The organism is Pseudomonas sp. S3_E10, from assembly GCF_054667615.1.
In genome coordinates, this window is sequence record NZ_CP162743.1 from 3,588,278 (window position 1) to 3,602,699 (window position 14,422).

13 protein-coding genes are annotated in these 14,422 nt (G+C 61.4%); 8 read left to right on the forward strand and 5 right to left on the reverse strand.

Features of this window, described 5'->3' with window-relative positions; translation table 11 throughout:
• Window positions 1-98: 98 nt before the first annotated feature.
• Entirely contained in the window at window positions 99-1,178 is a 1,080-nt protein-coding gene (trmA, locus tag AB4N98_RS16425; RefSeq protein WP_065876757.1) for a tRNA (uridine(54)-C5)-methyltransferase TrmA, read from the reverse strand.
• Entirely contained in the window at window positions 1,175-2,470 is a 1,296-nt protein-coding gene (locus tag AB4N98_RS16430) for an NCS2 family permease (RefSeq protein ID WP_017528884.1), read from the reverse strand. The genes trmA and AB4N98_RS16430 overlap by 4 nt, the downstream gene beginning before the upstream one ends.
• Window positions 2,471-2,658: 188 nt before the next feature.
• Between AB4N98_RS16430 and AB4N98_RS16435 the strand changes: the two genes are divergently transcribed.
• The 4 genes from AB4N98_RS16435 to AB4N98_RS16450 all read left to right on the forward strand — a co-directional run bounded on the left by AB4N98_RS16435 (window position 2,659) and on the right by AB4N98_RS16450 (window position 6,874).
• Entirely contained in the window at window positions 2,659-3,105 is a 447-nt protein-coding gene (locus AB4N98_RS16435) for a DUF4879 domain-containing protein (protein ID WP_116079184.1), read from the forward strand.
• 96 nt (window positions 3,106-3,201) lie between these two features.
• Window positions 3,202-3,708: a (2Fe-2S)-binding protein gene (locus tag AB4N98_RS16440; protein WP_460148816.1), complete on the forward strand. Its 507-nt coding sequence runs from the start codon at window positions 3,202-3,204 to the stop codon at window positions 3,706-3,708.
• Window positions 3,705-4,694 (forward strand): FAD binding domain-containing protein, encoded by a 990-nt coding sequence (locus AB4N98_RS16445; RefSeq protein WP_017528881.1) that lies wholly within the window; start codon window positions 3,705-3,707, stop codon window positions 4,692-4,694. The genes AB4N98_RS16440 and AB4N98_RS16445 overlap by 4 nt, the downstream gene beginning before the upstream one ends.
• Window positions 4,691-6,874, forward strand: coding sequence for a xanthine dehydrogenase family protein molybdopterin-binding subunit (locus AB4N98_RS16450; RefSeq protein ID WP_135196727.1), 2,184 nt, complete (start codon window positions 4,691-4,693; stop codon window positions 6,872-6,874). The genes AB4N98_RS16445 and AB4N98_RS16450 overlap by 4 nt, the downstream gene beginning before the upstream one ends.
• Window positions 6,875-6,934: 60 nt before the next feature.
• On the opposite strand, the gene AB4N98_RS16455 is transcribed toward AB4N98_RS16450, so the two are convergent.
• Window positions 6,935-8,173 carry an MFS transporter gene (locus AB4N98_RS16455; protein WP_017528879.1) on the reverse strand — a complete coding sequence of 413 codons (1,239 nt, stop codon included), beginning with the start codon at window positions 8,171-8,173 and terminating at the stop codon, window positions 6,935-6,937.
• A gap of 333 nt (window positions 8,174-8,506) precedes the next feature.
• Between AB4N98_RS16455 and AB4N98_RS16460 the strand changes: the two genes are divergently transcribed.
• Genes AB4N98_RS16460 through AB4N98_RS16470 form a run of 3 tightly spaced genes read left to right on the forward strand, consistent with a single transcriptional unit; the run spans window position 8,507 to window position 11,135 of the window.
• Complete coding sequence (locus AB4N98_RS16460; RefSeq protein ID WP_065876759.1) at window positions 8,507-9,946, forward strand: cytochrome ubiquinol oxidase subunit I; 1,440 nt, start codon at window positions 8,507-8,509, stop codon at window positions 9,944-9,946.
• Window position 9,947: 1 nt separating this feature from the next.
• A complete protein-coding gene (gene cydB / locus AB4N98_RS16465) occupies window positions 9,948-10,955 on the forward strand; it encodes a cytochrome d ubiquinol oxidase subunit II (protein ID WP_017528877.1) in 1,008 nt (335 codons plus the stop codon).
• Window positions 10,956-10,967: 12 nt separating this feature from the next.
• Window positions 10,968-11,135: a DUF2474 domain-containing protein gene (locus AB4N98_RS16470; RefSeq protein WP_017528876.1), complete on the forward strand. Its 168-nt coding sequence runs from the start codon at window positions 10,968-10,970 to the stop codon at window positions 11,133-11,135.
• Window positions 11,136-11,201: 66 nt separating this feature from the next.
• Here the strand turns inward: AB4N98_RS16470 and AB4N98_RS16475 are convergent, their stop codons facing one another.
• Entirely contained in the window at window positions 11,202-12,326 is a 1,125-nt protein-coding gene (locus AB4N98_RS16475) for a methyltransferase (RefSeq protein WP_065876760.1), read from the reverse strand.
• A 110-nt stretch (window positions 12,327-12,436) separates the two neighbouring features.
• Complete coding sequence (locus AB4N98_RS16480; protein ID WP_068935219.1) at window positions 12,437-13,159, reverse strand: LuxR family transcriptional regulator; 723 nt, start codon at window positions 13,157-13,159, stop codon at window positions 12,437-12,439.
• Window positions 13,160-13,614: 455 nt separating this feature from the next.
• Between AB4N98_RS16480 and AB4N98_RS16485 the strand changes: the two genes are divergently transcribed.
• Window positions 13,615-14,391 (forward strand): ferredoxin--NADP reductase, encoded by a 777-nt coding sequence (locus tag AB4N98_RS16485; RefSeq protein ID WP_017528873.1) that lies wholly within the window; start codon window positions 13,615-13,617, stop codon window positions 14,389-14,391.
• Window positions 14,392-14,422: the final 31 nt, after the last annotated feature.

A 14,422-nucleotide genomic window follows, 5' to 3' on the forward strand; every position in this document is an offset into this window, starting at 1 on the left:
GGTCAATTAAAGGCGGCGGATGTGTTCGATTATCGAACCTTTAATCAGCCGCCGGAACAGCGCCGCTCTCACATGTCGGGCGGCGGTGTGCGTCGGGTTTATCGCCGGGTCAGCAACACCCCGGATTCCATATGGTGCGTCCATGGGAACTGGTCAAACAGCGCACAGCGGGTAATGCGGTGCGTGTCATGCAGTTGCGCGACGTTCGCCGCCAAGGTTTGCGGGTTGCAGGAGATGTACAGGATGTTGTCGAAGCGTCGGGTCAGTTCGCAGGTGTCCGGGTCCATGCCGGCGCGTGGCGGGTCGACGAATACGCTACCGAACTCGTAACTCTTCAGGTCGATGCCGTGCAAGCGCCGGAAGGGGCGCACGTCGTTGAGCGCTTCGGTGAGTTCTTCGGCGGAGAGGCGCACCAGGTTGACGTTACCCACCGCGTTTTCATCAAGGTTGCTCAAGGCTGCGTTGACCGAAGTCTTGCTGATTTCGGTGGCTAGCACTTTGCGTACGCGGGTCGCCAGCGGCAGGGTGAAGTTGCCGTTGCCGCAATACAGCTCCAGCAAGTCATCCGGGCGCTCGCCCAACGCTTCGTAGGCCCAGTTGAGCATCTTCTGGTTTACCGTGCCGTTGGGCTGGGTGAACGCGCCTTCAGGTTGGCGGTAGCTGAAGGTGCGCCCGCCAACCTCGAGTTTTTCCACCACGTAGTCGTGGCCGATCACATCGCGCTTGCCCTTGGAGCGGCCGATGATGCTCACGTTCAGGTCGGCCGCGAGTTTGTTCGCCGCCGTGTGCCAATGCTCATCCAGCGGGCGGTGATAGCACAGGGTGATCATTGCGTCGCCCGCCAGTGTGGTGAGGAACTCCACCTGGAACAGCTTGTGGCTCAGGGCGGCGCTGGCCTGCCAGGCGGCCTTGAGCTGCGGCATCAATTGGTTGATGCGCTGGCTGGCGATGGGGAACTCTTCGATCAGGATCGGCGTGCGCTTGTCGTCCTGGGAAAACATCGCGTAGTGGCGCTCGCCGGCTTCGCGCCACAGGCGGAACTCCGCCCGCAGGCGAAAGTGCTGCAGGGGCGAGTCGAATACCTGCGGTTCGGGCGCGTCGAACGGTGCCAGCAGGTCACGCAGGCGCGTGACCTTGTCTTGCAGTTGCGCGGTGTAGTGTGCGGCGTCAAAAGTCATGCGTTGAACCAGCCCAGCTTGATCACAAACAGAATCGACAGAATCACCAGCGCCGGGTTCAGCTCACGGTAGCGGCCCGAAAGCAGCTTGATGGCGGTCCAGGCGATGAAACCGAAGGCGATGCCGTTGGCGATGGAGTAAGTGAAGGGCATCGCCAGGGCGGTGATCACCACCGGCGCGGCCACAGTAATGTCATCCCAGTCGATTTCGGCCAGGCCCTGGGTCATCAGCACCGCCACGAACAGCAGCGCCGGCGCGGTGGCGAAGGCCGGTACGCTGGCGGCCAGCGGCGAGAAGAACAACGCCAGCAGGAACAGGATCGCGACCACGATGGCCGTCAGGCCGGTTCGGCCACCGGCACTCACGCCCGCGGCGGATTCGATGTAACTGGTGGTGGTCGAGGTGCCCAGCAGCGAGCCGGCCATGGCGGCGGTGCTGTCGGCGATCAGCGCACGGCCCATTTTCGGCATGTGGCCGTCCTTGCTCATCAGGCCGGCGCGCTTGGCGACGCCGATCAGGGTGCCGGAGTTGTCGAACAGGTCGACGAACAGGAAGGCGAAGATCACGCTGACCAGGCCGATATCCAGCGCGCCCTTGATATCCAGCTGCAGGAAGGTCGGGGCCAGGGAGGGTGGCATCGAGGTCACGCCGCCGAACGGGGTCACGCCCAATACGATGGAGGCGATGGTGACCGCGAGAATACCGATCAACACCGCACCGCGCACGGCCAGGGCTTCCAGTGCGACGATCAGCACGAAACCGAGGGTGGCGAGGATGGGGGCGGCTTTTGTCAGGTCGCCCAGGCCAACCATGGTGGCCGGGTTGCTGACCACGATCTGCGCGTTGTGCAGTGCGATCAACGCGAGGAACAGGCCGATACCGGCGGCAATCGCCGAGCGCAGGGGCAGGGGGATGGCGTTGATGATCCACTCACGGATACGGAAGATCGACAGCAGGAAGAACAGCACCGCCGAAATAAAGACCGCCCCCAACGCCACCTGCCAGGTGTGGCCCATGTGCAGCACCACGGTGTAGGTAAAGAAGGCGTTGAGGCCCATGCCCGGCGCGAGCGCAATCGGGTAGTTGGCGATCAGGCCCATCACGGTGGAACCGATGGCGGCCGCCAGGCAAGTCGCGACGAACACCGCGCCCTTGTCCATGCCGGTTTCGCCGAGGATGCTCGGGTTCACGAACAGGATGTAGGCCATGGCCAGGAATGTCGTGATACCCGCGAGGATCTCGGTGCGCACGTTGGTGTTGTGTGCCTTGAGTTGAAACAGCTTTTCCAGCATGCCGGCTCCCTGTGACGCTATTTTGCGTCGTGATTTGTTGACCTCTAAGTCAAAGCACAAACTGCGCCAAGCGCCTGTGGTTTCAGAGAGGATCGGAAAAAGCGGCGCATCATACCAGCAGCCGAGGCTGTGTGGCGCATGGCCTTGAGGCATACTGCGCCGACGTTCAACAGCGGGTCATCGACAGCATGAAAAAAGCCAACGCGTGGAGTCTAGCCCTGATCCCTTGTCTCGGCCTGTGGCTGGGCGCGGCACCAGCGTGGAGCGCGACTGCACCGGCCTTGAGCGAGGTGCGCGTGTTCAAGGTCGAATCGGCGCGGTGCACGGAAACCATCCCGGAGCGCGCCGGCAGTACCCAGATGTGTACCCACCGTGGGCCCACCAAGGTGTCGGTGATGGAGGTGGGCCTGGGCAACAACCCGGTCGGCCTGTTCAACGGCGCGGTACTCAACGGCCAGCGCACGGCGGTGTGCCAGGTCGGTAACATCAGCCAGGCCTGCAATGGCGCGGGCACCTTGATGGGCTACATCTATGTGTTTGACCTGGACGTCGAGGCCCAGGGCTGGTTCGAATACAGCAACTCCTCGATCAACCCCCCGCGCAACACCCTGAAAACCCAGCTCAATATCCACTGATCAATCAGCTTGAACGCTCAAAACCCCGGGAAGTCGTACCCCTTGAGACGGCGGTTTCCCTGAACGCCGCGGACGTACACCAACCGTGAGGTGTTTATGAGCGCGACCCCCAATGGCGCGGCGGCCCAACCGTTCGTCGCCCACTCGATACGCTTGAGCTTGAATGGCCAGGATCGCCAATTGGACATCCTGCCCTGGACCACCTTGCTCGACCTGCTGCGCGAACAACTGGACCTGGTCGGCAGTAAAAAGGGCTGCGATCACGGCCAATGTGGCGCCTGCACCGTGTTGCGCGACGGCAAGCGCATCAATGCCTGCCTGACCCTGGCGGTGATGTGCGATGGCGCCGAGCTGACCACCATCGAAGGCCTGGCCAACGGCGACCAACTGCACCCGATGCAGCAAGCCTTCATCAAGCATGACGCCTTCCAGTGTGGCTACTGCACCCCCGGCCAGATCTGCTCCGCCGTCGGCCTGGCCAATGAAGGCCGTGCCCACGACACGGCGCAAATCCAGGAATTGATGAGCGGCAACCTGTGCCGCTGCGGCGCCTATTCCAATATCCGCGATGCCATTGAAGATGCCCTGGGAGGTGAGCGATGAATCCCTTCCATTACAGCAAGCCCGTTAATGTGCAAGAAGCTGTGCACCTGAGCAGCGGTGTGTCGCGCTTCATCGCCGGCGGCACCAACCTGCTGGACCTGATGAAAGAGAACATCAGCCACCCCGAGCACCTGATCGACATCACTGGCCTGCCGCTGCATGACATCCAGCAAACCGCCGACGGCGGCCTGCGCATCGGCGCGCTGGTGAGCAATGCCGACCTGGCCTGGCACCCCTTGATCGAACAGCGTTACCCCTTGCTGTCCCAGGCCATCCTGGCCGGGGCGTCGCCGCAACTGCGCAATATGGCCAGTACCGGTGGCAACCTGTTGCAACGCACCCGTTGCTATTACTTCTATGACGCCACGGTGCCCTGCAATAAGCGCGAGCCTGGCAGCGGCTGCCCGGCGCGCAGCGGTTTGAATCGCATCCATGCGATCCTCGGCGCCAGCGAGCAGTGCGTGGCCACTCACCCGTCGGACATGTGCGTGGCCCTGGCGGCGCTGGAGGCGCGGGTGCATGTCGAAGGCCGCGCCGGCGCCAGGGTGATCGAGTTCGCCGACTTCCACCGCTTGCCCGGCGATGCACCGCAACGCGACAACCAATTGGCCGACGATGAACTGATCACCGCCATTGAACTGCCCGCCGATCAGTTGGCGCGGCACAGCCATTACCTCAAGGTCCGCGATCGCGCCTCCTATGCCTTCGCCTTGGTTTCCGTCGCCGCCGCGCTTGAACTGAACGGCGATGTGATCACCGATGCGCGCCTGGCCCTCGGCGGCGTGGCCCACAAACCCTGGCGTGACCGCGCAGTGGAAACCGCGTTGATCGGCCAAGCCGTCAGCCGCGAAACCTTCAGCAACGCCGCTGATGCCTTATTGCAAGACGCCGAGCCGCTGCAGCACAACGGCTTCAAGATCAAGCTGGCGCGCCGTGCAATTATTCGCGCCTTGAGCGACGCCGCTGTCGCGGGAGAACAGCCATGATTGCCATCGGCAAACCCCTGGACCGTGTCGACGGTGTGCTCAAGGTCACGGGCCAGGCGCGTTATGCAGCGGAATTTCCCGAAGACGGCCTGCTGCATGGCAGCGTGGTGTCCAGCAGCATTGCCAAAGGCCGGGTAACCCGTATCGATGCTTCAAAAGCCCTGGCACTGCCGGGTGTGGTGGACGTTATCCATCACCTCAACCGGCCGACAATCGCCAGCTACGACGACGCTTTTGCCGACGCCGATGCCGCCGATGGCTCGCCGTTTCGCCCGCTCTACAACGACCGCGTGCTCTACAGCGGGCAGCCGTTGGCCCTGGTGGTGGCAGACAACCTGGAACTGGCCCGGCATGCGGGCTCCCTGGTCGAAATCGAGTACGACCGCGACGCCTTCGAGACGGACCTGCTCACCCAGCAGGAGCGGGCCCACCCCTCACCGCAAACGCCGCCCGCGCCGCGCGGCAACTTCCAGGCCGAGTGGGCCGGCGCGGCCATCAGCCTCGATCTGCACTACAGCACGCCCATCGAACACCACAACCCCATGGAACCCCATGCCAGTACCGTGCTGTATCAGCCGGACGGCACGTTGCATATCCATGAAAAAACCCAGGGGCCGCAGAACTGCCAGGCCTATGTGCAAAAAGTCTTCGGCCTGGATAAAAGCCAGGTGCGCGTCTTCGCCGCGTTTGTCGGCGGTGCGTTCGGCTCGGGCCTGCGCCCGCAGTACCAACTGCCGCTGGCGGTGATGGCCGCGCTGGCGCTCAAGCGTTCGGTGCGTGTCACCCTCACGCGCCAGCAGATGTTCACCTTCGGCTACCGCCCACGCACCTTGCAGCGCCTGCAAGTGGGCGCGGCGGCCAACGGTCGGTTGCTGGCGCTGGGGCACACGGCGATTGGCCAGACCTCGCGCTTCGAAGACTTCAGCGAGCACGTGGTGGAGTGGAGCGGCATGCTCTACCACTGCGACAACGTGCAACTGACCTACAAACTGGTGCCGCTGGACGTGTTCACGCCGCTGGACATGCGCGCACCCGGCGCCGCCCTGGGGTTGATCGGCCTGGAATGCGCCATGGATGAACTGGCCTGCGCCCTGGCCATCGACCCGGTGCAACTGCGGCTGATCAACTATGCAGAGCGCAACGGCAACGAAGACAAACCCTGGTCGAGCAAAGCCCTGCGCGAATGCTACCGCGAGGGCGCCGAGCGGTTCGGCTGGAAGCAGCGCAACCCGGAACCGCGCAGCATGCGCGATGGCCGCCAGTTGATCGGCTGGGGCATGGCCGGCGGCGTGTGGGAGGCCATGCAAATGAAGGCCAGCGCCAAGGCGCGTATCGACACTGAAGGCAAACTGACGGTCAGCAGCGCGACCACGGATATCGGCACCGGTACCTACACGGTGATGACCCAGATTGCGGCGCAAGCCAGCGGTGTGGCCATGGGTGATGTGAGCTTCCTGCTCGGCGATTCCTCACTGCCCACCGCGCCGCTGCAGGGCGGCTCGTTTACCGTGTCGTCGGTGGGCACCGCCGTGCAGCAAGCCTGCGAAGCGTTGACGGCCAAACTGCTGGGCATCGCTCGGCAGACGTACCCGGTATTTAAGGAGGCCGAATCTGTGCGCTTTGAAGACGGCCAACTGCATACCGGTGATGTGAGTGTGTCGCTGGCGCAACTGGTCAAGGACAGTGGTCAAGCGACGCTGGAGGCACAGGTGGACAGCCAGCCCGACAAAAAACGCGAGGGCTATGCCACCGCCACTCATTCGGCGGTTTTTGTGGAAGTTCGCGTCGACGAAGACCTGGGCACTATCAAGGTCAGCCGGGTGGTCAGCGCGATTGCCGCCGGGCGGGTGGTCAATCCGAAAATGGCGCGCAGCCAGATCCTCGGCGGCGTGGTGTGGGGCATCGGCATGGCGTTGCATGAAGAAACCCAGGTCGACCACCGTTTGGGGCGCTACATGAACCACAGCCTGGCCGAGTATCACATCCCGGTGAATGCCGATATCGGCGAGATTGACGTGGTGTTTGTTCAAGAGCACGACGAGATCGTCAACGCCCTGGGGTCCAAGGGCGTGGGGGAGATCGGCATTGTCGGCGTGGCGGCGGCGGTGGCGAATGCGATCTACCACGCCACCGGCAAGCGGGTGCGGGAGTTTCCGATCACGTTGGATAAGGTGCTCTGAAAACACCGCACAACCCTTGTGGGAGGGGGCTTATTACCCAATAAGGTCGCGTGGTGACGCTCAGACTTTGGCTTCTTCCACCGGCACATGCATCCGGTCCCGATTCGCCAGCGTCGGAAACAGTTTGATCCACACCCCGGTCACCACCAGCGTACCGATGCCGCCCATCACCACCGCCGGCACGGTGCCGAACCAGTGCGCGGTGATGCCGGATTCGAACTCGCCCAATTGATTGGAGGCGCCGATAAACAGGCCGTTGACCGCACTGACCCGCCCGCGCATTTCGTCCGGTGTTTCCAGTTGCACGAACGACGCACGGATAACCATGCTGATCATGTCCGCCGCGCCCAGCACCACCAGCACCGCGAGGGAAAACCAGAACGAGGTGGACAGGCCGAAGGCAATGGTCGCCACGCCGAACACGCCGACGGCGGTGAACATCACGCGGCCCACCTGGCGGTCGACCGAGAAGCGCGCCAGCCACAATGACATCAACAACGCGCCCACCGCCGGTGCCGAACGCAACAGGCCCAGGCCCCAGGCGCCGGTCAGCAGGATGTCTTTGGCGAACACCGGCAGCAGCGCGGTGGCGCCGCCCAGCAGCACGGCGAACAGGTCGAGGGAAATCGCCCCGAGGATGTCGGGGCGGCTGCGGATAAAACGGATGCCGGCCAGCAGCGAATCCAGGGTCGCCTTGCCTTTGTTCAGCGGGGTCTGGCGGGCGGGCAGGTTGAGGGTCAGCAGGCAGGCGATGAGGTACAGCGCCACCGTGGGGCCATACACCCAGACGCTGCCGAACGCATAAAGCAAACCGCCGAGGGCCGGGGCCACGATGGTTGCCAGTTGCTGGGCTGATTGCGACGAAGCCACGGCCCTGGGGAACAGCGCGCTGGGCACAATGCTCGGCAGCAGCGCCTGGGTGGTGGGCATTTCGAACGAGCGTGCGGCGCCGAGCACGAAGGCCAGGATAAAAATCATCTCGCGGGTCACATTGCCGGTCAGGCCGCCGATGGCCAGGGACAGCGCGATCAACGCCTGCACGGTCTGGCAGATGGCCGCGACTTTGCGTCGCTCATAGCGATCGGCCACATGCCCGGTGTGCAGCATGAACAACACGCGGGGCACAAATTCCACCAGGCCGACCAAGCCTAGGTCCAGCACGTTGCCGGTCAGTTGGTAAAGGTTCCAGCCGATGGCCACGGTTAGCATCTGGAAGCCGCTGGCGGTGAAGATCCGCGCCAGCCAGAACGCGATGAAAGGGCGGTGGTGACGCAACAGCAACGCGGGTTCACTAGGCATCGGGAGTTCAGGTCAAGGCGGGAGGGAATGGCCAGATTAGCATCAAGCTGTAACAAATAGTTGCAAAGACTGATTCGATGAAAGCCCCCATGAGGCAAGCTGTCACGCGGCAAAAGACCACATAACTGCACACACAAAATGGGACTACTCTTTGAGCAATGCTTGATCCAGATCAAAACCTTCAGAGGAACTGATCGGGCGGCCGCAAGGCCAGAATCCCTACGTGGCTGGTTTAAAAAAGAAACGAATTGAAATTCGCCACACTCCATATCCGTGGGGGCAGTGGGTGCAGGCTCCCGCCAGCAGCCGGTATTACCTGACAGAGGAAAACTTATGTTCGGTTTGGAGGCGCTAGATCTCGCCCGAATTCAATTTGCGTTCACCATCTCGTTTCACATCCTGTTCCCGGCGATCACTATCGGCCTGGCCAGCTACCTCGCGGTGCTGGAAGGGTTGTGGCTCAAGACCCGCAACGACACCTACCGTGACCTCTACCATTTCTGGTCGAAGATATTTGCCGTCAACTTTGGCATGGGCGTGGTCTCGGGCCTGGTCATGGCCTATCAGTTCGGCACCAACTGGAGTCGCTTCTCGGACTTTGCCGGCGCTGTCACGGGGCCACTGCTTACCTATGAAGTGCTGACGGCCTTCTTCCTCGAGGCCGGTTTCCTTGGCGTGATGCTGTTCGGCTGGAACAAGGTGGGGCGCAAGCTGCACTTCTTCTCCACCGTGATGGTGGCTGTCGGTACGTTGATCTCCACGTTCTGGATTCTTGCGTCCAACAGCTGGATGCAGACGCCGCAAGGTTTCGAAATCATCGACGGCCGGGTGATTCCTACCGATTGGCTGGCGGTGATCTTCAACCCGTCGTTCCCCTACCGCCTGATGCACATGGCCACGGCCGCTTTTGTGGCCACCGCGTTCTTTGTCGGTTCCTCGGCGGCCTGGCACTTGCTGCGCGGCAAGGACAACCCGGCGATCCGCAAAATGCTCTCGATGGCGATGTGGATGGCCCTGATCGTGGCGCCTATCCAGGCCGTGATCGGTGACTTCCACGGCCTCAATACCCTTGAGCACCAGCCGGCGAAAATCGCGGCGATTGAAGGTCACTGGGAAAACAAAGGCAATGAGCCCACGCCGCTGATCCTGTTCGGCTGGCCGGACATGCAGGCCGAAAAAACCAAATACGCGGTGGAAATCCCGTACCTGGGCAGCCTGATCCTGACCCACTCGCTGGACAAACAGGTGCCGGCGCTCAAGGAGTTCCCGCCTGAGGATCGCCCGAATTCGACCGTTGTGTTCTGGTCGTTCCGGGTCATGGTCGGCCTGGGCTTGCTGATGATCTTCACCGGGCTGTTCAGCTTGTGGCTGCGTCGGGGCGACAAGATGTACACGTCCAAACCGTTCCTGTACCTGGCGTTGTGGATGGGGCCGTCCGGCCTGATCGCGATTCTTGCCGGTTGGTTCACCACCGAAATCGGCCGCCAGCCGTGGGTGGTCTACGGGCTGATGCGCACAGCGGATGCGTCCTCCGGGCATAGCCTGGCGCAGATGACCATCACTCTGGTGTTGTTCGTGGTGGTGTACTTCGCGCTGTTCGGCGCCGGCTTGGGCTACATGATGCGCCTGGTGCGCAAAGGCCCGGTGATTCACGAAGGCAGCGAGTCGACCCACGGTGGCCCTGGCCAGAAACGCACACCGGCGCGTCCGTTGTCGGCTGCCGACGATGGCACCGACCAAGACCACGACCACATCCAGCACAAGGGGCATTGAGATGGGTATTGATCTTCCGCTGATCTGGGCTGTGATCATCATCTTCGGGATCATGATGTACGTGGTCATGGACGGCTTCGACCTGGGCATCGGCATCCTGTTTCCATTCGTGAAGGGCAAGACCGACCGCGACGTGATGATGAACACCGTGGCGCCCGTATGGGACGGCAACGAAACCTGGCTGGTATTGGGCGGCGCGGGGTTGTTCGGCGCGTTCCCGCTGGCCTACTCGGTGGTGTTGTCGGCGCTGTACCTGCCGTTGATCCTGATGTTGATCGGGCTGATCTTCCGGGGTGTGGCGTTCGAGTTCCGCTTCAAGGCCAAGGACCACAAGCGGCACCTGTGGGACAAGGCGTTTATCGGCGGTTCGATTGCCGCCACCTTCTTCCAGGGCGTGGCGCTGGGGGCGTTCATTGACGGCTTCCCGGTGGTCAACCGGCAGTTCGCCGGCGGCTCGCTGGACTGGTTCACACCGTTCACGATGTTCTGCGGCGTGGCGCTGATCGTGGCGTATGCCTTGCTCGGCTGCACCTGGCTGATCATGAAGACCGAAGGCAAGTTGCAAGAGCAGATGCACAACCTGGCGCGGCCGTTGGCCTTCGTGGTGTTGGCGGTGATCGGCATCGTCAGTATCTGGACCCCGTTGTCGCACCCGGAAATCGCTTCGCGCTGGTTCACCCTGCCGAACCTGTTCTGGTTCCTGCCGGTGCCGCTCCTGGTGCTGGTGACCATGTACGGGCTGGTTCGCGCCGTGGCGCGCAATGCGCACTACACGCCGTTCCTGCTGACGCTGGTGCTGATCTTCCTCGGCTACAGCGGGCTGGGCATCAGCCTGTGGCCGAACATCATTCCGCCTTCAGTGTCGATCTGGGACGCCGCCGCGCCGCCGCAAAGCCAGGGCTTCATGCTGGTGGGCACCTTGTTCATCATCCCGTTCATTCTGGGCTACACCTTCTGGAGCTACTACGTGTTCCGCGGCAAGGTCACCCATGAAGACGGTTATCACTAGGAGGGTCGTCGCATGTCCGGCAAACCTACGTTGCACGATATCGAACAGGCCGAGAAACAGCCGTTGTGGCGGCGCCTTGGGTGGCTCGCGATGATCTGGACCGGCAGTGTGCTGGCCCTGTTTATGGTCGCCAGCCTGATGCGCATGTTTATGAATGCGGCCGGCCTGACCACGCATTGACATCCCGATCCGGGCCTCGCGGCCCGGTTTTCCAACCCTGCCGTTCGCGAGATCGGCAGGGTTTTTTTATTTGCGTGCCTTGAGGATGACGAATTTCGGCGTCGCGGCCACCTGCTCGACACCCCGGAACAGGCGCGCCAGCTTGCTGTGATAACCCAGGTGACGGTTGCCGACGATATACAGCGCGCCTCCGACCACCAGCGCTTCGCGGGCTTGCTGGAACATGCGCCAGGCAAGGAAGTCACCCACTACCTGCTGCTGGTGGAACGGTGGGTTGCACAGCACCACGTCCAGGGACTGCGGTTCCTGGCCGGCCAGGCCATCGCCGGCGCGGACCGTCACCGCGCGGTCGCCCAGCGCGGCCTGCCAGTTCTCGGCGGCGGACTGCACGGCCATATACGACTCGTCCAGCAAGGTGTACTGCGCGTCGGGGTTGTACAGCGCGCTGGCAATCGCCAACACGCCGTTGCCGCAGCCCAGGTCCGCCACGCGCGCGTTGCCCAGGCCCTTGGGCAGGTGCGGCAGGAATGCGCGGGTGCCGATGTCCAGGCCTTCGCGGCAGAACACGTTGGCGTGGTTGAGCAGTTCGATGGCGGGGGTTTCCAGGGTATAGCGCGTCGGGTAGGGCGAGACCGCCGCCGGCCGATCCGCAAGGGTCGCGATCAGCAGTCGTGCTTTCTTCACGGCCAATGAAGCATGCATCGGCCCGATATAGCGCTCCAGCAATTCACCGGCCGCCCGGGGCAGATGCTTGACCATTGCCCCGGCAATCACTTCGGCGCCCGGTGCCAGTTGGCCTTGCAGGCGGATCAGTTGCTCCTCCAACAACGCCAGGGTCTTGGGCACGCGGATCAGTACGCGGTCGAAGGGCCCGTTCGGGGTTTGGCTGGCAGGGATAAACATCACGGCATCAAAGGCCTTGGCGTTGCGCACCAGGTTTTTTTCCAGCCCCTGGGCGGCGAGAAATGAATCACCGCTGGACACCACCTGCACCCGACCTTCAAGGCTGGCGGCCAGGGCGCCGAAGCTGTCGTTGAGCACCAGCACGCGGGTGACGGCAGCAGGCTGTTGTTCTGCCAGGTAGCTGAGCAGGTACTCATCGGCGGCATCGAAGGCTTGCAGCGGATCGTTGTGCTGTTCGGGCTGGCGGATCAGATCGAGCTGGGCGAAGGGGCTGTCGAGCAGGGGCATGGCGGGGGAAACTCTGGGTAATCGAACCATCCGGGGGAACGGCGGCGCGAGATTGCTAACTGCGTCATCACCCGGAACTGGTCGAGAATGTTACGTTTTTTCCGCAAGGATTACATGAGGTCGTTAAAGAAACCGGCTTTGGCGGCCTTCATGATGGCTGCGATTTTATTATTGACCCCCAGTTTTCTCATTGAACTGCAGTTATGAAAGCCGACGGTACGTTCAGACAGGCACAGAATCTTGGCGATCTCACCTGCAGTCTTGCCCAGGGCTGACCAGCGCAGAACTTCCAGCTCGCGCGGCGTCAAGTTGTTACAGGGCACGGCATCCGGTTCGTTCGCGTACTTGTGCGACACAACGGTATGCATGGCGTGGCAGAGCCACAGGGCATTGCCGGCTTTTTCGTAAAGCTCCTCCGGGGTGATCTCACGTTTACTTCGGCCCAGCGTCAGCATACTGAACACGCCCCTTGGCCCGTGCAGCGGTTGGGTCCACCCCAAGTGCACACCATGGGTCTTGGCCAATGCCCACAGATTAGGAGCGCCGTTGAAAGAGGTTTCGTGCCAGACGAAAGGCAGTACGGAGCGCTGGCAGTGGGCTACAACCGGGTCGTCGTCAGAGAAGGCTGCTTGTTTATAAAGGTGGTTCCACTCATCTGGATAGTTGTTTTTTTCAAACAGATTTTTTGGGTGCGTAAGTTGATGGGTACTCATCTTAAAGGAACAGAATTGGAAGCCGAGCGCGAATGTCTCGTTGATAACCATTTCAAAAACATCGGTGATCTGGTCTTCCTCTTCCTGTCTTGGGAGCCGTGTGTTGCGCCAGTTGACCATCTATAACTCTCCATGAATGTCTGTGTGACTTGGGTACGTCCTGAATCCCAACGAAGCACGGAAATGATTGTAGGATAACGGCTACTTGTTGGTGGGAAAAAAGTTTATCTCCCCGCAGTATTTAAAAAATCTGATTTTGTACAAGGTGTTTTGTTTTGTATAAGAGGGTTTAGGCATCAGTAAAAATTTTATTTAATTTAAGGCGTTGTAAGTGATGCCAAATTGATAGCTAGTTAAAGCATTTACGTCATCTGGCGGTATAGGCCGGCCCATTAATAGCGAAATGATTAGTTGATTTTAAACAAGGTTTTTGCGGTGAATTCCCGCAAAAAAATAAAGGTTTTTACAACGTATCAGCGCGTAAAAGATGCGGGGCCGCAATACCGCACAAATCACCGGTGTTAGCCGGTGCGACTTTGAGGGACACTAGGGCTCTGTGCAAAACGGAGTTCCCCATGACGGCCAGTGCTGAAAAATTCACCCGCCAGACATTGCTCGATGTGCAATCGCTGACCCCCAGCCTGTTTACCCTGCGTACCACCCGCGATCCGGGTTTTCGGTTTACCGCCGGCCAGTTCGTGCGCCTGGGTGTGACCAAGGCCGACGGCACTACGGTGTGGCGCGCCTATTCCGTGGTGTCTTCACCCTTTGATGAACATTTGGATTTCTTCTCGATTGTGGTTCCAGGAGGCGAGTTCACCAGTGAGCTGAGTCGCCTGCGGGTAGGCGACACGCTGATGGTGGAACGCCAGGCCACGGGCTTCCTGACCCTGAACCGCTTCGTGGACGGCCGCGACTTGTGGCTGCTGGGCACCGGCACCGGGGTAGCGCCATTTCTTTCGATCCTGCAGGACTTCGAGGCCTGGGAAAAATTCGAGCGCATCATTCTGGTGTACAGCGCCCGGGAAGCCAAAGAACTGGCCTATCAATCGTTGATCAACGAGCTGGGGCAGCGTGAGTACCTGGCCGAGTACGCACATAAGTTGACCTACATACCGATTGTCACCCGTGAACAGCATCCGGGCGCGCTGAATGGGCGCATTACCGCGTTGATTGAAAATGGCGAACTGGAACGCGCAGCCGGCGTTGAACTGACCCCTGAGCATTCCCGCGTGCTGATTTGCGGTAACCCGCAAATGGTCGATGACACCCGCCAGTTGCTCAAACAACGTGACCTGCAACTGAGCCTGAGCCGCCGCCCAGGGCAAGTGGCGGTGGAAAACTACTGGTAATAAAAAAGGCGCCTGCAAACAGGCGCCTTTT